The 18,206-nt window shown below is 65.2% G+C and carries 21 protein-coding genes; 10 read left to right on the top strand and 11 right to left on the bottom strand.

What is annotated here, in order from left to right:
• Positions 1-27: 27 nt before the first annotated feature.
• Positions 28-789, bottom strand: a complete 762-nt coding sequence (locus HZZ13_RS17770) for a hypothetical protein (RefSeq protein ID WP_197960844.1) — start codon at positions 787-789, stop codon at positions 28-30.
• A 16-nt stretch (positions 790-805) separates the two neighbouring features.
• On the bottom strand, positions 806-994 hold the full coding sequence (locus HZZ13_RS17765) for a hypothetical protein (protein WP_197960843.1): 189 nt from the start codon (positions 992-994) through the stop codon (positions 806-808).
• A 255-nt stretch (positions 995-1,249) separates the two neighbouring features.
• On the opposite strand from HZZ13_RS17765, the gene HZZ13_RS17760 reads away from it, so the two are divergent.
• On the top strand, positions 1,250-2,227 hold the full coding sequence (locus HZZ13_RS17760; RefSeq protein WP_197960842.1) for a DUF2336 domain-containing protein: 978 nt from the start codon (positions 1,250-1,252) through the stop codon (positions 2,225-2,227).
• A 109-nt stretch (positions 2,228-2,336) separates the two neighbouring features.
• Here the strand turns inward: HZZ13_RS17760 and HZZ13_RS17755 are convergent, their stop codons facing one another.
• From HZZ13_RS17755 to HZZ13_RS17735, 5 genes are all read right to left on the bottom strand, one after another.
• Complete coding sequence (locus tag HZZ13_RS17755) at positions 2,337-2,681, bottom strand: DUF1491 family protein (RefSeq protein ID WP_197960841.1); 345 nt, start codon at positions 2,679-2,681, stop codon at positions 2,337-2,339.
• A gap of 3 nt (positions 2,682-2,684) precedes the next feature.
• Complete coding sequence (locus tag HZZ13_RS17750) at positions 2,685-2,978, bottom strand: BrnA antitoxin family protein (RefSeq protein WP_197960840.1); 294 nt, start codon at positions 2,976-2,978, stop codon at positions 2,685-2,687.
• Complete coding sequence (locus HZZ13_RS17745; RefSeq protein WP_197960839.1) at positions 2,959-3,219, bottom strand: BrnT family toxin; 261 nt, start codon at positions 3,217-3,219, stop codon at positions 2,959-2,961. The genes HZZ13_RS17750 and HZZ13_RS17745 overlap by 20 nt, the downstream gene beginning before the upstream one ends.
• Before the next feature lie 117 nt (positions 3,220-3,336).
• Positions 3,337-4,080 (bottom strand): peptidoglycan-binding domain-containing protein, encoded by a 744-nt coding sequence (locus tag HZZ13_RS17740; RefSeq protein ID WP_197960838.1) that lies wholly within the window; start codon positions 4,078-4,080, stop codon positions 3,337-3,339.
• The gene (locus tag HZZ13_RS17735) at positions 4,073-5,923 is read right to left on the bottom strand and encodes a sensor histidine kinase (RefSeq protein ID WP_197960837.1); all 1,851 of its coding nucleotides are present in this window, start codon (positions 5,921-5,923) and stop codon (positions 4,073-4,075) included. The genes HZZ13_RS17740 and HZZ13_RS17735 overlap by 8 nt, the downstream gene beginning before the upstream one ends.
• Before the next feature lie 412 nt (positions 5,924-6,335).
• On the opposite strand from HZZ13_RS17735, the gene HZZ13_RS17730 reads away from it, so the two are divergent.
• Together HZZ13_RS17730 and HZZ13_RS17725 are read left to right on the top strand one after the other, a co-directional pair.
• On the top strand, positions 6,336-6,782 hold the full coding sequence (locus HZZ13_RS17730; protein WP_197960836.1) for a DUF5330 domain-containing protein: 447 nt from the start codon (positions 6,336-6,338) through the stop codon (positions 6,780-6,782).
• Between the two features lie 68 nt (positions 6,783-6,850).
• Positions 6,851-7,279, top strand: coding sequence for a SufE family protein (locus HZZ13_RS17725; RefSeq protein WP_197960835.1), 429 nt, complete (start codon positions 6,851-6,853; stop codon positions 7,277-7,279).
• A gap of 5 nt (positions 7,280-7,284) precedes the next feature.
• Here HZZ13_RS17725 and HZZ13_RS17720 read toward each other — a convergent pair whose 3' ends face one another.
• Together HZZ13_RS17720 and HZZ13_RS17715 are read right to left on the bottom strand one after the other, a co-directional pair.
• Positions 7,285-7,701 (bottom strand): Ros/MucR family transcriptional regulator, encoded by a 417-nt coding sequence (locus HZZ13_RS17720; protein WP_197960834.1) that lies wholly within the window; start codon positions 7,699-7,701, stop codon positions 7,285-7,287.
• A gap of 169 nt (positions 7,702-7,870) precedes the next feature.
• Positions 7,871-8,737, bottom strand: a complete 867-nt coding sequence (locus tag HZZ13_RS17715; RefSeq protein WP_197960833.1) for a DUF308 domain-containing protein — start codon at positions 8,735-8,737, stop codon at positions 7,871-7,873.
• Positions 8,738-9,058: 321 nt separating this feature from the next.
• On the opposite strand from HZZ13_RS17715, the gene HZZ13_RS17710 reads away from it, so the two are divergent.
• Both HZZ13_RS17710 and HZZ13_RS17705 read left to right on the top strand, forming a co-directional pair.
• The gene (locus HZZ13_RS17710) at positions 9,059-10,708 is read left to right on the top strand and encodes a glycosyltransferase family 39 protein (RefSeq protein ID WP_197960832.1); all 1,650 of its coding nucleotides are present in this window, start codon (positions 9,059-9,061) and stop codon (positions 10,706-10,708) included.
• Between the two features lie 183 nt (positions 10,709-10,891).
• Complete coding sequence (locus tag HZZ13_RS17705) at positions 10,892-11,671, top strand: class II aldolase/adducin family protein (protein WP_197960831.1); 780 nt, start codon at positions 10,892-10,894, stop codon at positions 11,669-11,671.
• A gap of 226 nt (positions 11,672-11,897) precedes the next feature.
• Here the strand turns inward: HZZ13_RS17705 and HZZ13_RS17700 are convergent, their stop codons facing one another.
• Both HZZ13_RS17700 and HZZ13_RS17695 read right to left on the bottom strand, forming a co-directional pair.
• Entirely contained in the window at positions 11,898-13,292 is a 1,395-nt protein-coding gene (locus HZZ13_RS17700) for a M20/M25/M40 family metallo-hydrolase (RefSeq protein WP_197960830.1), read from the bottom strand.
• Between the two features lie 165 nt (positions 13,293-13,457).
• Positions 13,458-15,077, bottom strand: a complete 1,620-nt coding sequence (locus HZZ13_RS17695; RefSeq protein ID WP_197960829.1) for a helicase HerA-like domain-containing protein — start codon at positions 15,075-15,077, stop codon at positions 13,458-13,460.
• A gap of 334 nt (positions 15,078-15,411) precedes the next feature.
• Here HZZ13_RS17695 and HZZ13_RS17690 point away from each other — a divergent pair, with 334 nt between their 5' ends.
• The 5 genes from HZZ13_RS17690 to folK all read left to right on the top strand — a co-directional run bounded on the left by HZZ13_RS17690 (position 15,412) and on the right by folK (position 18,158).
• Positions 15,412-15,777 (top strand): DUF2267 domain-containing protein, encoded by a 366-nt coding sequence (locus HZZ13_RS17690; protein WP_197960828.1) that lies wholly within the window; start codon positions 15,412-15,414, stop codon positions 15,775-15,777.
• 24 nt (positions 15,778-15,801) lie between these two features.
• Positions 15,802-16,209, top strand: coding sequence for a DUF4332 domain-containing protein (locus HZZ13_RS17685; protein ID WP_036005985.1), 408 nt, complete (start codon positions 15,802-15,804; stop codon positions 16,207-16,209).
• Positions 16,210-16,441: 232 nt separating this feature from the next.
• Entirely contained in the window at positions 16,442-17,302 is an 861-nt protein-coding gene (gene folP / locus HZZ13_RS17680; protein WP_197960827.1) for a dihydropteroate synthase, read from the top strand.
• Positions 17,299-17,667: a dihydroneopterin aldolase gene (gene folB, locus HZZ13_RS17675; RefSeq protein WP_036005989.1), complete on the top strand. Its 369-nt coding sequence runs from the start codon at positions 17,299-17,301 to the stop codon at positions 17,665-17,667. The genes folP and folB overlap by 4 nt, the downstream gene beginning before the upstream one ends.
• Positions 17,667-18,158 carry a 2-amino-4-hydroxy-6-hydroxymethyldihydropteridine diphosphokinase gene (folK, locus tag HZZ13_RS17670; RefSeq protein ID WP_197960826.1) on the top strand — a complete coding sequence of 164 codons (492 nt, stop codon included), beginning with the start codon at positions 17,667-17,669 and terminating at the stop codon, positions 18,156-18,158. The genes folB and folK overlap by 1 nt, the downstream gene beginning before the upstream one ends.
• Positions 18,159-18,206 lie beyond the last annotated feature (48 nt).

Below are 18,206 nucleotides of genomic sequence, written 5' to 3'. Positions count from 1 at the left end.
GTGATCGCGCGACGGACCGCGGACCGCTCAGCCCTTCGAGACGACCGCGCGGCCGTAAGGCGGCTGGCTTGCGACCGGCGGATTGGCGGTCTGGGCGGCGAGCTCGCCGATCAGGCGGTCGGCATCGGCGGCCATGCCGTCGGGGGCCTGGATCACCAGGCGTTCGAGTGCCCAGCGGTAGGACGAGATGCGCTGCTCCAGGCATTGCTGCACCCACTGGATGATCAGCGAGTTCTCCTGCATGCGCGCGACCGCGTCGTCCCTCTCCCGCGGCGAGAGCGCGGAGACGCGCGCCATGCTGGCATCGCGCTTCCTGTCGAGATCGATGACGCGGATCGCGGATGCGAAGAACGGCTCGAAGCGGGTGATGTCGTTGCGCACGTCCTCGATCAGCTGTGCATATCGCGAGGAATGCGAGCGGTGCGGCTCATCGATCAGCGTACGCCCGTACATGGTGCGGTCGAACACGACCTTCTGCCGCCACGGCGAGGGCAGCGCCTTGTAGTCGCCGAACACGCTCTTCCATGCGGGGCGCGACAGCGGCGGCTCGATCATGGGATAGGCGAGGTCGCGAAGCTGGCGCTCTTCGTCGGTGAGCTGGAATTGCGAGGGCTTCAGGCCGACGCTGGAGGTGACCTCCGCACCCAGCCAGCGATGCATGTCGTCGCTGCGCATGCTCTCGCGGGTGCGGCCGAAGTCACCGCCGCTGCAGGCCGCGAGCAACGCGCCTAGCAGCGTGAACAGGGCGGCCGACAGGACAGGCCGGATCTGGCGGATGAAGTCCGGCATGGCATGAAGCCGGATGTCAGCGACGGCGACGACGGCGCCCCGGCGCTGTGCCCTGCTCCGGCCCACGATCGCCGCTGGTTTCGTCCGCCTCGCGCTCGATTCGAATCACGGGAAGGATCAGGACCGTTCCCATGTCCGTGCGCGGAGCGACATCCCCCGACGAACCCACTCGGCGACCGGCCGGAAATTCGATGATGGTCCCCATGTCAGCTCTCTTCGATTGCCGCGCGACCGAACGCGCCCCAGCAACATGCATTCATTAAGATCAGCTCATGGTTAACGGGGTGTAAACGCGCCCCTTCGACCGTAGCCGCACGGACCGCGCCGCGCCGTCCCGTTGCGGCACGACAACGCTTCAAATTGCAGGGCCGGCTTCACGCCTCGTTTTCCTTAACGAGGCTTTAAACGAAGCTGCGCTAGGTTCGCCCCCAAGTCTCTTTTCCGAGTTGCGTACGCCTCCATGACCAAGTTGCTGTTTCCCGGATTCGACGGGCTGATGACCCTGTCCCGTCGCGAAGGTGTCGATGTCCGTCCGACGCTGCTGCGCGTGCTGACCGACCTCTATGTCCAGACCAGCACCCACAGCGACGACGAGCAGCGGCAATTCGTCGAGCTCGCCACGCGGCTGATCGACCAGGTCGACGATGCGACGCGCGCGGCCGTCAAGGCGCGGCTCGCGGTCTATCCGCAGACGCCCGTCCCGATCCTGCAGAAGCTCGGCCTGGTCGCGAGCCAGGAAGGCCGCCGGGTACCGTTGGCCCGGGAGATCCCCGCTGCGCCGCGCGCGCCCTCGCCGGTGCGCATCCCGACAGAGGCCGAGCAGCGCATGGCCGCCAACATGGCGATGCAGCCGAAAGAGGCGGCCGAGATCCACGACATGTTCTTCCGCGCCGGCGCCTCCGAGCGCGCGCTGATCCTGCACAATCTGGCGCAGACCCCACTGAAGGCCGCCCCCCGTATTCCGACCTTGCGCGCCAAGCGCGCGATCCAGATCCTGGAGATGGCGGCGATCGCGGGCGATATCGAAAACTTCACCTTCGAACTCGGCGACAGCCTGATCCTGCCCTCGCGCGTCGCAGCCCAGATCGTCGACGATGCCGGCGGCGAGGCGCTTGCGGTCGCCGCGCGCGCGCTCGACATGCCGAGCCCGGTGTTCCAGCGCATCCTCTTGTTCTTCAAGCCGGAGATCGGAACGTCCGTGAACGCCGTGTACCGTCTGTCGCGGCTCTACGACCGCCTCGCCGAGCGATCGGCGCTGGTGATGCTGGCGGCCTGGCGCGGCTCGACGCTCGCGGTCACCCGCGCGAAGTATCAATCGGCGCTGCATGACGGCGAACGCCAGCGCGCGCGTGCCAGCGCGAGCCAGCCGCGGCCGGGCGTGCAGCCGGGGTCCAGTCCAACGGTGCGCACCGGCACCGGCGGATCGTCGGATCAATGATCGGCTCGCGCTAGCGCCGGTGCCGAGCGTTGGGGCCAAACGTGCCCAAGCCCGTCATGGCGAGGAGCACTTGCGCAAGCAATCCTGAGTCTTCCGCGGACGCTTGGCGTTACGCCTTCGCCAATTCCAGAAAATGCCGCCCGGCGCGGTCCTCGGTCTCGACGATCCAGGCGTCCGGATCGAAACGGATTTCCTTGGTCAGCCGCTCCTCGATCGTGTGCTCCGGTAGAGGCTGCGGCGCGACCGGCACGAAGAAGCGATCGATGGGGCGACCGTCGTCATAGACGGTCTGCGGCGCCGGCGCGTACAGCATCGCATTGCCGTCGAGCAGCGACACCTTGACGAACACCGCGCCCGCCTCCTCGGCACCGCGACGCCGCACGGCGCCGAACACGCCCTCGGCCTGGCAGCGGCGTAGGTAGGCTGCGACCCAAATGTTGGATTTCAAACGCATGAGCTAACCTGCGGCGGAGGTGCGCTTGCGCTTCACCACCTTGACCAGCTCTTCGTCGATCCTGCTCTGCCAACCCGGACCTTCCGCCTTGAAATGATCGAGCACGGCCGGACTCAGGCGCAAGGTCACCTGTTGTTTCGTCGGGGCTCTATTGGGACCGCGGCCCTTCCGCATGCCTGGGAAAACCTCATCGAAAGTCTTGGCCCTCGCAAAGTCACCCTTGGTCCATTCCGGATTGTCGCTCACAGCTTGCATGTCCCGTGCGGTGTAGCCCTTCTTAGCGCCGGTTTTCTTCATAGAGCCTCCTTTCTTTCCTGCTGGCAGGGCGCATGCTGACGATGCTGACGCCCTCAGCTCCGAGGGTCGCGAAGATCACCGAGATGACGCCACGAATATTGATGCCGATCGCGCGCCAGCGGTTGCCGTACGTGGCCAAAACCAAAGCATTGTCGAAGAAGGTCTCGTTGAGATCTGCGAAATCCATCCCGTGCTTGTCGAGATTGGCTCGGCGCTTTGGCTCGTCCCAAACGATCTTCACAGGATTATTTTGTAACTACAAAATAATCGGAAGTCAAATCGTGGCGACATCCCGCCGTGCGGAGGCACCAAGCGTACCGCTTGAGAATGTGGCCCTACCCCTGGCTTGGCGCTTATTCTATTCGACCGGGTGGCCGATCGCAGCGGCGAGCTCGCGCAGCAGGCGGTCGGACACCTGACCGGTGACCTGCATCTTGTGCTCGCGCTCGAACTTCTGGATCGCGGCCTGGGTCTCGCCGCTCATGCTGCCCGTGACCTTCAGATTGCCGTAGCCATATTCGGACAGCGCGCGCTGCACGCCGGCGATGCGGCGTGCGGCCGGGCTTTGCGCCGGGATCGGCGTCGGCGGACGCACGGCCGCGGGCGGCGTCGAGGTCGTCGCCTTGACCAGATTGGTCATCGGATCGTTGGATCGCGTCGATGCGGTCGCCTCGACCGGCTTTTCGGGCGCCTTCTCGGCGCCACGCTCGGCGGGCTTGGGCTCTGCGGGCTTGGACTCGGCAGGTTTGGGCTCGACGCGGAACTCGGTCGCGCGCGGCTCGAGCGGGGATGTGTCCGCGCCGACTGGACGCGGACGCGGCAAAGGGTTCGGCAGCGTCACGGACGACGGCACGGGAAGATTGATCACCGTGCCGAACATCGGCGCGGGATGCCGGCCGGTCTGGAGGAACAGCGCATTGGCAACGATCGCGGCGATCGCAGCGACGGCGACGAGACCGGCCAGCGTATCCTTGGGGCTGTGCAGCAGCACGCGCATCACGAGGTTGCGCTCGGTCTCGACATCGATGACCGCCGCTTTGGTGCTGTCCTTGGCGCCACGGCGGCGCGGAGCGGCTTCGTCCTTGGCAGACTTCTTAGGCACTTTTCTTCACCAGAGCGGGTTGGTCCTGGGACTGGTCGTGAGCTTGGTCTTGAATATCCTGGCGCAGCGCCGGCGTCAGCGTCGCAATCTTGCGCTCGGCCGGCTGGAGTTGCGGCGGCGTGTAGACGAGCGGCAGCTTGACGGTGACCGCCGTGCCCTCGCCTAACCTGCTTTGTACCGTCAATTCGCCGAGATGCAACGCCACGAGGCTCTTCACGATCGAAAGTCCAAGGCCGGTGCCCTCGTGACGGCGCTGATAGGTCGTGCCGGTCTGGAAGAACGGCGCGCCGATGCGCTTGAGATCGTCAGGCGCGATGCCGACGCCGGTGTCGCTGACGCGCAGCGTCAGCTGCGAGCCGGACACCGCGGCCGATACGCTGACCTGACCGCCGCGCTCGGTGAACTTGATGGCGTTGGCGACGAGGTTGAGCACGATCTGCTTGAAGGCCCTGGGATCGCCGGTCATGACGGGCAGGTCCTGCGGCGCATCGGTGATCAGGTCGATGCCGTTCTCCCGCGCCTTCAGCGCCAGCAGATTGCAGCAATGGAGCAGCGAGGCGCGCGGCGCGAACGGCTCGGACGCGATCTCGAAATTGCCCGATTCCATCTTCGACATGTCCAGGATGCCGTTGACGACCGACAGCAGGTGCTGGCCGGAATCGTTGATCAGCTGAGCGTATTCCTTGCGCTGCGCAGCACCCAGCATCAGGGTCTGCTCCTGCGCGATCATCTCGGAGAAGCCGATGATGGCGTTGAGCGGCGTGCGCAGCTCGTGGCTCATGGTGGCGAGGAAGCGCGTCTTGGCGGCATCGGCCGCTTCGGCGGCGTTGCGCGCCTGGTCCAGCGCCTGCTCGAACAGCTTGCGGTCGGTGACGTCGCGCATCACCGCAACGACTTCGGCTTCGCACGTGACCTCACGCGCCCTGTCCTCGTCGAGCGGGCGGCAGCGCATCTCGACCCAGATGAAATCGACCTGACCGCGCTCGGCGGCGGGCTCGCGCCGCAGCCTGAACTCGACGCTGCGCACCTCGCCGCGCGCCGCGTCGGACAATGCCGTGAGATAGGCCGGCCGATCGGCGACATGGACGCGGTCGAACAGGCCGTGGCCGAGCAGTTGCGCCACCTGCATGCCGAGCATGGCCTCCACCGCCGGCGAGATGAACTGCACCGCACCGTTGCGCTGATGCCGCGAGATGACATCGCTCATGTTGCGTGCCAAGAGGCGGTAACGCTCCTCCTCGCGCGACAGAAGCGCGACGCTGGTGCGCGCGAGCGATTCCGCGCCGAAGGCGAGGCCGGCGGCATAAAGAGTGGCAGACGCGATGCCGAAGGCCATCAGCACGCCGCGCTCGGCCGCGCTCGGCTCAACCACCGGCAGCCAGCCGAGCTGGCTGAACAGGATCAGCATTCCGGCGCAGGACAGCGCGAGCAGCGAGGCGAACGCCGCGACGCGGCGCGAAGCCGACAGCGCAGCTTCGAGCGGAACCACGACCAGCCAGACCGCGGCGAAGGATTCGATGCCGCCCGTCGTGATGGCGATGGCCATGATCAGCCCGGCGAGCGCCAGCGACGACAGCACATGCGCGCCCTCGTAGCGGCCGGTGCGTGACAGGAACCAGGACAACATGATCGGCGCGATCAGCCAGGCGAAGGCTGCGACCTCGATCGCGCTCGGCGCGCCGCGCATGGCGAGGTAGACCGGGAATGCGGCGAAGGCGGCGAGGCTGCCGAGCAGCCGCGGTGCCATGAAGGCGCGATGGCGCGCGCGCATCAGCGCATCGTAGCGCGCGGAGGGATGCAGCAGTGCATCGAGACAATCGCGGATGATACTCAAAACTGTCACGGGTCTCGCGCTTCGGCTCAATCGTCTAGAGAAGACGCGCCGGAACGCCTCCTTGTCGTTGAGCCACCGTGTCAGAGCGACCTTAAACGAGTGCTAAGGCGGGACAGCGCGCGGCCGGACACCGCGTTATCGCGGAGCTTTTTAGACGATTTGGCGACGTCTTCGCTGCGAATGGTGAACGCAGGGTTTCACCTTGCTCCACATGGTTTCGAATTGGTGGATGCGGGGCGGCCGGCAGAAACACGGGGGCGAGTGTCAATCGAAAATTTACCGGAACCTCGCTCCGGAAGAATCTTGCGCGAATTTTCCGCGAATTAAGCTCAAGGCAATCACTTGCGATTTATCGAGGATTGCTAGGTCCGACATCCGCGGGAGATCGCCGCGGGCGGAGCCTAACGGACAGGTCGACAAGATGCGCTTTCTGCTTCGCATCACATTCTGGCTCGGGCTGGTGCTGGTGCTCCTGCCGCGGGACAAGACTCCCGAATCGGAGAAGCTGCCGCAGATCGGCGCCGCCGACGCGGTGCAGGCCGCGACCGCGGCCGTTTCCGACGTGACCCAGTTCTGCAAGCGCCAGCCGGCCGCCTGCGAGGTCGGCGGCCAGGCCGCGACCATCATCGGCCAGCGCGCCCAGGATGGCGCCAAGAAGCTCTATCAGATCATCAACGACAAGAAAGAGCAGATCACAAACGATAAGAACGACGGCAGCAAGACCGACAACAACAAGAAGGCGCCCGACCATACCGGCTCGATCGCGCTGGCCGGCGAAGCCGATCTCGCAGCGAGCGAGGCGCCGCGCGATACCCTGACCCAGGACGACCTTGCGCTCGAATGGCGCGGACCAGGGCCGGCGAATTAGCGCCCAACCCCTATCGATTTCAGGGCTTCGCGTCCCTATATTGGCCTGAACGGAAACCGTGGGCCGATATGACGACGATCGACGAAATCAGGGACAATTTCGAGCTTCTGGACGAGTGGGACGACCGCTACCGGTACGTCATCGAGCTCGGCCGCACCCTGGAACCGATGCCCGAGGCGGAGCACTCGGCCGAGAACAAGGTGCAGGGCTGCGTCAGCCAGGTCTGGCTGCAGAAGATGGTCGATCGCAGCCATGGCGAGCCGGTCCTGAAATATCGCGGCGACAGCGACGCCCATATTGTGCGCGGGCTGGTCGCGATCGTGCTCGCGCTGTATTCGGGGCGCACGCCGCGGGAGATCGTCGACACCGACGCGATCGCCGTGTTCAACGAGTTCGGCTTTCGCGACCATCTGACGCCGCAGCGCTCCAACGGCCTGCGCTCGATGGTCGAGCGCATCAAGACCGATGCGAGAGAAGCGCTCGCGGAAGCTTCATAGCAATCTTACTTCCGCTTCCGCTGCTGCTGACCCAGGCCCATCTGCTTGGCCAGCTGCGAGCGCGCCACTGCATAGTTCGGAGCGACCATGGGATAGTCGGGCGGCAAGCCCCACTTCTCGCGGTATTGCTCCGGCGTCATATTGTACTGCGTGCGCAGATGGCGCTTCAGCGACTTGAAGCGCTTGCCGTCTTCGAGGCACACGAGATAATCGGGCGCGATCGACTTCTTGAGCGAGACGGCGGGCTTGGCCGGCTCCAGCGGTGCGGTCTCGGTGCGGCCTGACGAGACCCGCACCAAGGCGCCATGCACCTGACTGATCAGGTTCGGAATCTCGGCCGCCGGCGTCGGATTGTTGCTGAGATAGGCCGACACGATGCTCGCGGTCAGCTCGATGAAATTCTTCGCCCCCGCATCCGACATGCGCCGCTCCCTTCTCCCGCGTGTGGCTACGGATTGACGACACCGAAGTATTCCCTGTCAAGAATACATTAGTATTCCCTGTCAAGAATACATTCGGCTGAAACACGACGACTGTTTGCGATGCGCTGATTACTGGTGAAAGGCGCTGCTTTACTTCAGCGCGGCCGCTTCAACCGCGCTGGTCGAGATGGGCGCGGAGCTCGTCGATCGAGGCAAAGCGCATCATGCCTTCCGGCATCTGCGCCTCGATGGAACCATCGGAATAGAGCGAATAGGCCATGCCATCGACGACGCCGGACTTGAGCACTGTCACGGGCGCGGGCTCGACAGATGGCGGCGGCTCGGGTGGCGGCGCAGCAGTGGTCTCCGCGAAGGTCGCGGGCGAGCGCGGCGGCGGAGGCGGCGGCGGACGGCGCGGGGCGGCCAGCGGCTCCGGCGTGCGCGTACGGTCCGGCTTCGGCCAAGCGACGTCAAAGCTCGCAGGTGGAAGGTTCGGGGCCTCACCCAGCTCGGCCGGCGGCGGGGCAGTTTCAGTGGATTTCGCCTCCGCGCGCTCGCGCTCCTTGCGGGAGGTCGAGGCGAACAGCAGGTTGCGCCGGCGCGGCGGTTCCGGACCGGGAGGCGGTGTCGGGGCTTCCGGCTCCTGCTGCGGTGCCTCGGCACGCGGACGCTCGCGCGCTACAGCTTCGCTCTGCCATGGTGCCGGACTTGGTGGCGGTGGCGGCGGCTCGGCTCTCACCGCCGCAGCGGCCACCGGCTCGGGTGCGACCGCGCCGGGCACGGCGAGGCCCGGCAGCACGGGCCTGACCCGAACCTCGGATGGTGCGACCGCCCCGGCCAGCCGGCGCGCGATGCCCTTGAGCTCGAGCAGCACCAGATGCAGGCCGACCAGTAACATTCCGGAGCAGACGCCAATGGTACCGGAGACTATGAGAGTCCCACCGAGGCTGAATTCCCTGATCGTCATGCCGAAAATGATCGCGAGGAGACCCGCCAGCACGGCGCAAATCCCCACGATCAGCAATGCCAAATTCATCGAACTCACCCCCGGCCGCGCAGCCACGCGCGAGAACCGCTACGCTACGATACCGTCATACGCTGTTCCACGCCAACGGCGAATTCTGGGCGGTTGTTCCTAAAGGGAAGGAAATCAGGGACTTATTCACATTCCCTTCAGCCGGGCCTCGCTACTGCTAAAGCTGCTCGCAAGTCAGTGCCAACCGGAATTGCTGCGTCGCATCAGGAATTTAGCCATAATGCCCAATTACTTGGTAATGGAACTGCGCTATAGGGAATCCGGGGTTGCGGCCCGCGCGCACCAGCAGGGCCAAGAGGGGATTCCGGGGCACCGATAGCCATGACATCCATCACGACTTCGGCGATCGACACGCCTCAGCGGCGCTCGATCGAACGGACTTGCGACGATCTCGCCATGCTGGTGCTGGCCGCGGTCGCCATCATTGCGGGCTTGACCTTCCGCGACTACGGGCTCGGCTGGGACGACTACACCCATGCCGAATATGCCGACCTGCTGCTGCGCATGTTCGGCTCCGGCTTCAAGGACACCGCAGCGCTCTCCTTCGCCAATCTCTACATGTATGGCGGCGGCTTCGACATGGTCGCGGCCCTGCTGCACAAGGTCATTCCGCTCGAGCTGTTCGAGACCCGCCGTCTGGTCGGCGCCATCGTCGGCGTGATCGGGCTTGCCGTGACGTGGCGGCTCGGCCGCCGCATCGGTGGTCCCCTTGCCGGTCTTGCTGCCCTCCTCCTGCTTGCGCTCTGCCCGATCTTTTACGGCCACATGTTCATGAACCCGAAGGATGCACCCTTCGCGGTCGCCATGATCGTCCTGATGCTCGGCCTCGTCCGGCTCGCCGAGGAATATCCGCAGCCCTCGCCGCGCACGATCCTGATCGTCGGATTGGGGGCCGGCCTTTCGCTCGGCTGCCGTGTTCTCGGTGGACTCGCGCTCGTCTACGCCATGCTCGGCTTCGTGCCGCTGTTCCTGGAGGAATTGCGCACCGAAGGTCTGCGCGAAGCCGTTCGCCGCTTCGCCCACGTCGTCTATGTGCTGCTGCCCGGCCTCGTGCTCGGCTATCTCGTGATGGGCCTGATCTGGCCGTGGTCGATCATGGAGCCCAGCAATCCCTTCGAGGCGCTGACCTACTTCTCGCATTTCTTCGAGAAACCGTGGAAGGAGATGTTCGACGGTGCGATCGTGTCGGTGCCCGACATGCCCTGGTCGTATCTGCCGACGCTGTTCGCACTGCAGCTGCCCGAGGTGATGCTGGTTCTGATGGGCGGTGCGATCGTCAGCACCTTCGCCATGCTGCCGCGGCGCGAGGTTCCGGCGCGCCGCAAGACCATCCTCCTGATGCTGACGCTGGCTGCCACCCTGCCGCTCGCGATCGCGATGGTGAAGCGCCCGGCGCTCTACAACGGCATCCGCCATTTCGTCTTCGTGATCCCGCCGATGGCGGTGCTGGGCGGCGTCGCCTTCGCCTGGACCATGGAGCGCCTGCGCGCCAACCACCGCACCTGGCAGCCTGTCGTGCTCGCCACCTTCTGCTTCGGCCTTGCGCTGTCGCTCGCCGAGATGATCCGGCTGCACCCCTATCAGTACACGCATTTCAATCACATCGCGGGCACGGTGCGCGGCGCCGACGACCGCTTCATGCTGGACTATTGGGGCCTCGCCTTGAAGCAGGCCTCCGACGGATTGCGCGAGCAGCTCGTCGAGCGCCAGGAAGTGCCGCCGACCAATCGCAAATGGAAGGTCGCGGTGTGCGGTCCGCAGCGCCCGGCGCAGGTCGCGCTCGGGCCCGACTTCACCATCGGCTGGGATTCCAACGCGGCCGATTTCGCCATGACGCTCGGCGAATTCTACTGCAAGGGGCTCACCGCCCCCGTGATGGTCGAGATCAAGCGCGACGACGTGGTGTTCGCCCGCGTCTACGATATCCGGGGCCGCAGCATTTCCAGCCTGCTGTCGATCCCGGCGCCGTAATGGTTTTCTCTCGACCGTGGCCAGGATGGAGCGCAAGCAAAATCCGGGATCGCTCGTGAGGCCCCGCATTCCGGTTCGCTCCATGCGGGCTACGCTTGACAGCCACGCTCCTCGCGCCTTGCCGCAAGCCTCAGCCGCGACTACGCTCCCGTTCCGCAACAACGAGGTTCGGAGAGATCAGCCATGTCGCCAGCAGAAGCCCGCCTGAGGGACATCCCCTCCAACATGACGGAGGCGGAATGGCAGCAACGGGTCAATCTCGCCGCATGCTATCGCCTGGTCGCGCTGTACGGCTGGGACGATCTGGTCGACACCCACATCTCCGCGCGCGTGCCCGGCCCCGACCATCACTTCCTCATCAATCCCTACGGGCTGATGTTCGAGGAAATCACGGCCTCCAGCCTCGTCAAGGTCGACCTGCACGGCAACCAGCTCTCAGAGAGCGAGTACAGCATCAACCCCGCCGGCTTCACCATCCATTCGGCGATCCACGAGGTGCGCGAGGATGCGATCTGCGTGCTGCATCTCCACACCCTCGACGGCACCGCGGTGTCGAGCAGCGCGGAAGGCCTCTTGCCCCTGAACCAGACCGCCCAGCTCGTCACCCACGACCTCGCCTACCACGACTATGAAGGCATCGCGCTCGACCACGAGGAGCGGCCCCGGCTGCAGAAGGATCTCGGCGACCACAACCACATGCTGCTGCGCAATCACGGCACGCTGACGGTCGGCCGCTCGGTCGCCTCCGCGTTCGAGCGCATGTACCACCTCGAGCGCGCCTGCTCGATGCAGGTGCGCACGCGCGCACTGGGCACGCCGGTCTATCCGGTCGAGGAGATCGCGATCGAGAAGAACACCGAGCTCTTGTCCAACCGCGACCGCGCCGAGCTGCGCGCCACGACGCTCGTGTGGCCGCCCTTGCTGCGCAAGCTCGACCGCGTCAATCCCGGCTACAGGTCTTGAGATATCTGGGATCTGGTGTAGAGTAGCTCCCAACGAACCTCTACGCCTTTTGGAATGAAACGCCGCCCAATTCCGGGCGGCGTTTTTAATTGGTCATCGCGCCCGTCATTCCGGGGCGCGCGAAGCGCGAACTCTGGTGCGCAATTGCGCACCTGAGAACCTCGCGCCACAGTCTCCGGATTCCGGGTTCGCCTCTTCGAGGCGCCCCGGAATGACGGCGACGCGGTCACTTCACCTCCGCCAGTGCGGCGAGGATGCGGGCCCAGGAGCGGATGCCCTTCTGGAAGCTCTGCAGGTCGTATTTCTCGTTCGGCGAGTGGATGTTGTCGTCGTCGAGGCCAAACCCCACCAGCAGCGAGTCGAGGCCGAGCGTGCGCTTGAAGTCGGCGACGATCGGGATCGAGGCGCCGGAACCCATTAGCACGGTCTCTTTGCCCCATTCCTCCGCGAGCGCCTTGCTGGCTGCGGCGAGCGGCTTCATGGTCCAATCGAGCGCGACCGCGGGCGCGGCGGAATGGTCGCCGAACTCGACCTTGCAGTCGCCGGGAATGCGCGCCGTCACGTAATCGCGGAAGGCCTTGCGGATCTTTTGCGGGTCCTGGCCCTGGACCAGGCGGAACGAGACCTTGGCCGAGGCATGCGAGGGGATCACGGTCTTGGAGCCCTCGCCGATATAGCCGCCCCAGATGCCGTTGACGTCGCAGGTCGGACGCGTCGAGGCCTGCTCGACCAGCAGCCTGCCCTTCTCGCCGGCCGGAAGCGACAGCCCGACCGGCTTGAGAAAGGTCTCGGGCGTGAAATCGAGCTTCTTCCACTGCTCCAGGATGTCGGGCGGCGTGTCCTTCACGCCGTCATAGAAGCCGGGGATGGTGATGCGGTTGTCGTCGTCGAACAGGCCGCCCAGGATTTTCGTGAGCAGGCGGATCGGGTTCATCGCGGTGCCGCCGAACACGCCGGAATGCAGATCGCGATTGGCGGCGGTGATCTTGAGCTCTTCATAGAGCAGGCCGCGCAGCGAGGTCGTGATCGCCGGCGTGTTGCGGTCCCACATGCCCGTGTCGCACACCAGCACGTAATCGGCCTTGAACTCGTCCTTGTTGGCCTCGATGAAGGGCACGAAGTTCTTCGAGCCGACCTCCTCCTCGCCCTCGATCAGGAAGGTGACGTCGACCGGCAGCGAGCCCATCACCTTCTTCCAGGCGCGGCAGGCCTCGACGAACGTCATCACCTGCCCTTTGTCGTCCTCGGCGCCGCGCGCGACGATGATCTTGCGGCCGTCGGCATGATCGGTGACGACGGGCTCGAACGGCGGACGGTGCCAGAGCTCGAGCGGGTCGACCGGCTGCACATCGTAATGGCCGTAGAACAGCACGTGCGGCCGCCCGCCCGCGCCGGTCTTGCCGACGACGGCGGGATGACCCGCGGTCGGCCTCACCTCGGTGGCAACACCGAGGCTGGCGATGTCCTTGGCGAGATGCTCGGCGGCAGCCTTGCAATCATCAGCGAAGGCGGGATCGGCCGAGATCGACTTGATCCGCAACAACGAGAACAGGCGCTCCAGGCTGTTATCGAAATCCTTGTCGATGTGGTCGAGCACGGATTGGAGCTGCGCGTTGGCCATGGTTACTATCCTGGTTGTTGAGTCTCGAGCGGTCCCGGGTTTTAGCGCCGGTACCGCCTCGGGGCTAGCGCCAGTCGGCGGATGCCGGATGTGCCAGACGAGCAGGATTGCCCGCGGCGGTGGATAGATGAAATCGACGGGTTTCCTTCCCCTGCGGCGTACTGCCTAGCGCCGCAGCAATCCGCCGAGCGCGCCGCGGACCAGCGTACGGCCGATCGAGCCGCCGAGCTGGCCGCCGATCGACTTGCCGATATTGGCGGCCATCCCGCCGATCACCTGGTTGGTGACCGATCGCGTCACGTCGCGGGCAATGACCTGGCCGGTCGACAGACGACCTCGCTTGACGTTGGTGCCGAAGATGGTGCCGACGATCGAGCCGATCTGGCCAAGAACGCCGCCGCCTCCGCCCGCCGGGACCTCGACCGTCGCCGCCGTGCCGGCGATGCGCTTCTGGATCATCTCGTAGGCGGACTCGGCATCGACCGCGGTGTCGTATTTGCCCTTCACCGGGCTCGCCGCCATGATCGCCTTGCGCTCCTCCGGCGTAATCGCTCCGATGCGGGCCGACGGCGGCCGGATCATCACGCGCTCCACCATCGAAGGTGTGCCGTTGCCCTCGAGGAAGGACACCATCGCCTCGCCCTTGCCGAGCTCCGTGATCACCTTCACGGTGTCGAGCTTCGGGTTAGGCCGGAAGGTCTGCGCCGCAGCGGCGACCGCCTTCTGGTCGCGCGGGGTGAAGGCACGCAATGCGTGCTGCACCCGGTTGCCCAATTGTCCGAGCACGCGGTCGGGCACGTCGATCGGGTTCTGCGTCACGAAGTAGACGCCGACGCCCTTGGAGCGGATCAGGCGGACCACCTGCTCGATCTTGTCCAACAGCGCCTTGGGCGCGTCATTGAACAACAGATGCGCCTCGTCGAAGAAGAACACCAGCTTCGGCTTGGGCAGATCGCCGGCTTCGGGCAGCTGCTCGAACAGCTCCGACAACATCCAGAGCAGGAACGTGGCGTACAGTCTGGGACTCTGGAGCAGCTTGTCGGCGACCAGGATGTTGACCATGCCGCGGCCGTCGCGGTCGGTCTTCATGAAGTCCTTCAGCGCCAGCGCCGGCTCGCCGAAGAATTTGGTGCCGCCCTGGTTCTCCAGCACCAGGAGCTGGCGCTGGATGGTGCCGACCGTCGCCTTGGTGACGTTGCCGAACCCCTGAGCGGCCTTGCGGATGACGGCGAGCGGATCCTCCTGCGCGTCCGCAGACTTCCTTCCGCTGTCGGGCACGATGGCGTCGAGCAGCGCCCGCAAGTCCTTCATGTCGATCAAGGTCAGGCCGTTGTCGTCGGCAACGCGGAAAGCGACGTTGAGCACGCCTTCCTGCACGTCATTGAGATCGAGCATGCGCGCGAGCAGCAGCGGCCCCATTTCCGTGACGGTCGCGCGCACGGGGTGGCCCTGCTCGCCGAACACGTCCCAGAACACCGTCGAGAACTGATCGGGCTGGAATGTCAGCCCCATTTCGGTGGCGCGCTTGACGATGAAATCCTTGGGCTCGCCGATCTGGCTGATGCCGGAGAGGTCGCCCTTGATATCGGCCGCGAAGACCGGAACACCGGCGCGCGCAAATCCTTCCGCCATCACTTGCAGCGACACCGTCTTGCCGGTTCCGGTTGCACCCGTGACGAGGCCGTGGCGATTGGCCAGCGCAAGCGTCAGCCAAGCCTGCTCGTCTCCCTTGCCGACGAAGATCTTGTCGTCGGTATCGCCGAGCTTGCTGTCCTGTGCGGTCATTATTCTCTCTGATCTCTCTGCCGGTTCACGTCTTGAAACCCGAATGCACCAGTTCCGTAGTTTAACGCATCTCGCGCGCCGATTGAAACGGTTCAGCGGCTCCTGCGCTGCGACATTGTCGGACACGGACGGACGAGATCAGCCCAAAGTAGCAACGAGGCGTTCGCAGAGCGGCAATTTTTCGCCGATTCGTTCTGGGCTCTTGCACGGCGGCAACACTTTTCGCACGTTCGCGGCGGCGCATGCGTTCATCGCTTGTATTTCACATCGCACCGGCTCAAGATCATTTTCGAAAGCAATATTCCGGCATGCAACCGGCTGAGGGGCGGGTCTTATGGATGAGCTGATCGGACGGCTGGCGACAAACGCCAGCATAAATGGTGCTGTGGCTGAAAAGACCGTCGGCATTATCCTGGCGTTCCTTCGCAGCGAGGGCCCTTCCGACAGCGTGCAGGCTCTGATCGACCAGATCCCCGGAGCGGAAGCCGCGATCGAAGCGTCGAGGAGCGGTGGCGGCCTGTCGCGGCTGATGGGCGGCGGCTTGATGGCGGTCGGCACGCGCCTGATGGGCCTGGGGCTTGGCATGTCCGAGATTCAGAACGTCGCCCGTGAACTTTTCCGCTACGGGCGGGACAAAATCGGAGCGGATCAGATGGGCAAGATCATCGCGGGGACGCCGGGCCTCAGCCAGTTTGCCTGAGCGACGTTTTTCATATCGAGTATCATGACATATCCGATCTCCGAGATTGAGGGCCTGCCGGCCTTTGCCGCCAACAAGTTGAAGGCGCAAGGAATCCGCACCACCGACGCGCTGCTCGAAGCGGCCTCCACCGTGAAGGGCCGCAAGGCGCTTTCGGCCAAGACCGGCATCAGCGAGCAGCAATTGCTGGAATGGGCCAACGTCTCCGACTACATGCGCATCCCCGGCATGGGCAGGGCCAAGGTCGGGCTCGTCCGCGCGGCCGGCGTCACCACCGTGCGCGAGCTCGCCTATCGAAATCCGGCGAGGTTGGCGCAGAGCATGCGCGAGGCCAACGAGAAGAAGAAGCTGGTCCGCGTCCTGCCTTCCGAGAAGTCGGTCGGCGACATCATCGCCAAGGCCAAGAAGCTGCCGCCGAAGATTACGTATTGATCGGATTCGGCTGGCCAGATAGGGCACCGCTACTCCCAAATCGTCATTGCGAGCGCAGCGAAGCAATTCAGAATCTTTCCGCGGGGACAGTCTGGATTGCTTCGCTGCGCTCGCAATGACGGAGTGTGGGCGAGAACATCGCTTCCTCTTGGCCGTCTGCGTGCATCGGAATGGCCGCGATCGCCCCCAATCCGTCTTGACACCCCCTTCGCGACCGCGCAAAGCGGGCCGCATGAACGCCTCGCCCTCCCCTTCCGTCCCGCCGGCCGGCTCGGCCGGGATCGACGTACTGCGGACGCTCGTGGGCCGGCCGCTTCCAGCGGTGATGGGCGTGCTCAACATCACCCCGGATTCCTTCTCCGACGGCGGCGCGTTCATCGCGCCGGTGCGGGCGCTGGAGCGGGCGCGGGCGATGATCGCCGCCGGCGTCGACATCATCGATATCGGGGCCGAATCCACCCGGCCTTACAAGGGCGCCCGGCCGGTCACGGCGGCGGAAGAGCTCGCGCGGCTGAAGCCGGTGCTGTCGGACCTCGTGGCGCTCGGTGTGCCCGTCTCGATCGACAGCATGAAGGCGGAGGTGGTCGCCTTCGCGCTCGACCAGGGCGTGGCGATCGCCAACGACGTCTGGGGCCTGCAACGCGACGCCGAGATGGCATCGCTGATCGCCGCCAGGGGCGTGCCCGTCATCGTCATGCACAACCGCGACAGCGTCGATCCCGCCATCGACATCGTCGCGGACATCAAGACATTCTTCCTGCGCACGCTTGATCTCGCCGCAAAAGCCGGCATCGCGCGCGACAAGATCGTGCTCGATCCCGGGATCGGCTTCGGCAAGACCGCCGAGCAGAGCATGACCGCGCTGGCGCGCTTGCGCGAGCTCGACATGTTCGGCCTGCCGATCCTGGTCGGTGCCTCGCGAAAACGCTTCATCGCCTCGGTGTCGCCCTCGGAACCATCGGAGCGGCTCGCCGGCTCGATCGCCGCGCATCTGATCGCCACGCAGCAAGGCGCCAAGATCATCCGGACCCACGACGTCGCCGAAACCCTGCAGGCCCTGCGGGTGGCGCATGCCATCGAGAGCAAGCAATGACCGATACGATCTTCGTCACCGGCCTGTCGATCCATGCCCGCCACGGCGTGATGGATCACGAAACCGAGGTCGGCCAGCGTTTCGTCATCGATCTCGAACTCTATACCGACCTGTCGGAGCCTGCGCGCAGCGACCGGCTCGCGGACACGGTGTCCTACGCCGATGTCGTGGCGACGACGACGGCGGCGTTCAAGAACACCAATTACAAGCTCCTGGAGCGCGCAGCCGGCGCGGTGGCCGATGCCATCCTGTCGCACTTTCCCCGCATCCGCGCGGTAAAGGTCACCGTACACAAGCCGCACGCGCCGATCGCCGCGATCTTCGACGATGTCGGCATCGTTCTGACGCGCTCGCGGCACCCCTGATGGCGAGCGTGCTGATCGCGCTGGGCGGCAATGTCGGCGACGTCCGCGCGACGTTCAAGAAGGCGATCGCGCATATCTGCGGCATGGCACAGGCGGCGCTGATCGCGCGCTCGTCCGACTATACGACCCGGCCCTGGGGCGACGAGGAGCAGGATCCCTTCATCAATGCCTGTATCGAGATCGAGACCAGCCTCGATCCGCACGCGCTATTGTTCGTGTTGCAGAAAGTCGAGCAGAAATTTGGCCGCACGCGAACCAAGGAGCGGCGCTGGGGCCCGCGCACGCTCGATCTCGACATGATCGCATATGACGACGTCTCCTTGCAGAAGCCCGACCTGACGCTGCCGCATCCGCGCCTGTTCGAACGCGCCTTCGTGCTGGTGCCTCTGGCTGAAATCGCACCGGACCGCGTGATCTCGGGCATTCGTGTGCGTGACGGGCTCGCCGGCGTCTCGACGCAAGGCATTGAGCGGCTTCCGGATACCGGTTAACCAAAAACAACCGTTTGCAGGGACGGTCCGCCGTGGCAATTTCGCCTG

It is taken from the genome of Bradyrhizobium agreste (genome assembly GCF_016031625.1).
Lineage (GTDB): Bacteria > Pseudomonadota > Alphaproteobacteria > Rhizobiales > Xanthobacteraceae > Bradyrhizobium > Bradyrhizobium agreste.
This window is presented reverse-complemented; position numbering and strand designations above follow the sequence as displayed.

What these genes read in the sequence shown, in the direction of transcription:
- HZZ13_RS17725 (WP_197960835.1), top strand. Translation starts at nt 6,851, where the DNA reads ATGACGACGATCGACGAAATCAGGGACAATTTCGAGCTTCTGGACGAG.
- HZZ13_RS17685 (WP_036005985.1), top strand. Translation starts at nt 15,802, where the DNA reads ATGACATATCCGATCTCCGAGATTGAGGGCCTGCCGGCCTTTGCCGCC.
- HZZ13_RS17730 (WP_197960836.1), top strand. Translation starts at nt 6,336, where the DNA reads ATGCGCTTTCTGCTTCGCATCACATTCTGGCTCGGGCTGGTGCTGGTG.
- HZZ13_RS17700 (WP_197960830.1), bottom strand. Translation starts at nt 13,292, where the DNA reads ATGGCCAACGCGCAGCTCCAATCCGTGCTCGACCACATCGACAAGGAT.
- HZZ13_RS17760 (WP_197960842.1), top strand. Translation starts at nt 1,250, where the DNA reads ATGACCAAGTTGCTGTTTCCCGGATTCGACGGGCTGATGACCCTGTCC.
- HZZ13_RS17750 (WP_197960840.1), bottom strand. Translation starts at nt 2,978, where the DNA reads ATGAAGAAAACCGGCGCTAAGAAGGGCTACACCGCACGGGACATGCAA.
- HZZ13_RS17695 (WP_197960829.1), bottom strand. Translation starts at nt 15,077, where the DNA reads ATGACCGCACAGGACAGCAAGCTCGGCGATACCGACGACAAGATCTTC.
- folP (WP_197960827.1), top strand. Translation starts at nt 16,442, where the DNA reads ATGAACGCCTCGCCCTCCCCTTCCGTCCCGCCGGCCGGCTCGGCCGGG.
- HZZ13_RS17705 (WP_197960831.1), top strand. Translation starts at nt 10,892, where the DNA reads ATGTCGCCAGCAGAAGCCCGCCTGAGGGACATCCCCTCCAACATGACG.
- HZZ13_RS17720 (WP_197960834.1), bottom strand. Translation starts at nt 7,701, where the DNA reads ATGTCGGATGCGGGGGCGAAGAATTTCATCGAGCTGACCGCGAGCATC.
- HZZ13_RS17690 (WP_197960828.1), top strand. Translation starts at nt 15,412, where the DNA reads ATGGATGAGCTGATCGGACGGCTGGCGACAAACGCCAGCATAAATGGT.
- HZZ13_RS17765 (WP_197960843.1), bottom strand. Translation starts at nt 994, where the DNA reads ATGGGGACCATCATCGAATTTCCGGCCGGTCGCCGAGTGGGTTCGTCG.
- folK (WP_197960826.1), top strand. Translation starts at nt 17,667, where the DNA reads ATGGCGAGCGTGCTGATCGCGCTGGGCGGCAATGTCGGCGACGTCCGC.
- folB (WP_036005989.1), top strand. Translation starts at nt 17,299, where the DNA reads ATGACCGATACGATCTTCGTCACCGGCCTGTCGATCCATGCCCGCCAC.
- HZZ13_RS17755 (WP_197960841.1), bottom strand. Translation starts at nt 2,681, where the DNA reads ATGCGTTTGAAATCCAACATTTGGGTCGCAGCCTACCTACGCCGCTGC.
- HZZ13_RS17710 (WP_197960832.1), top strand. Translation starts at nt 9,059, where the DNA reads ATGACATCCATCACGACTTCGGCGATCGACACGCCTCAGCGGCGCTCG.
- HZZ13_RS17715 (WP_197960833.1), bottom strand. Translation starts at nt 8,737, where the DNA reads ATGAATTTGGCATTGCTGATCGTGGGGATTTGCGCCGTGCTGGCGGGT.
- HZZ13_RS17770 (WP_197960844.1), bottom strand. Translation starts at nt 789, where the DNA reads ATGCCGGACTTCATCCGCCAGATCCGGCCTGTCCTGTCGGCCGCCCTG.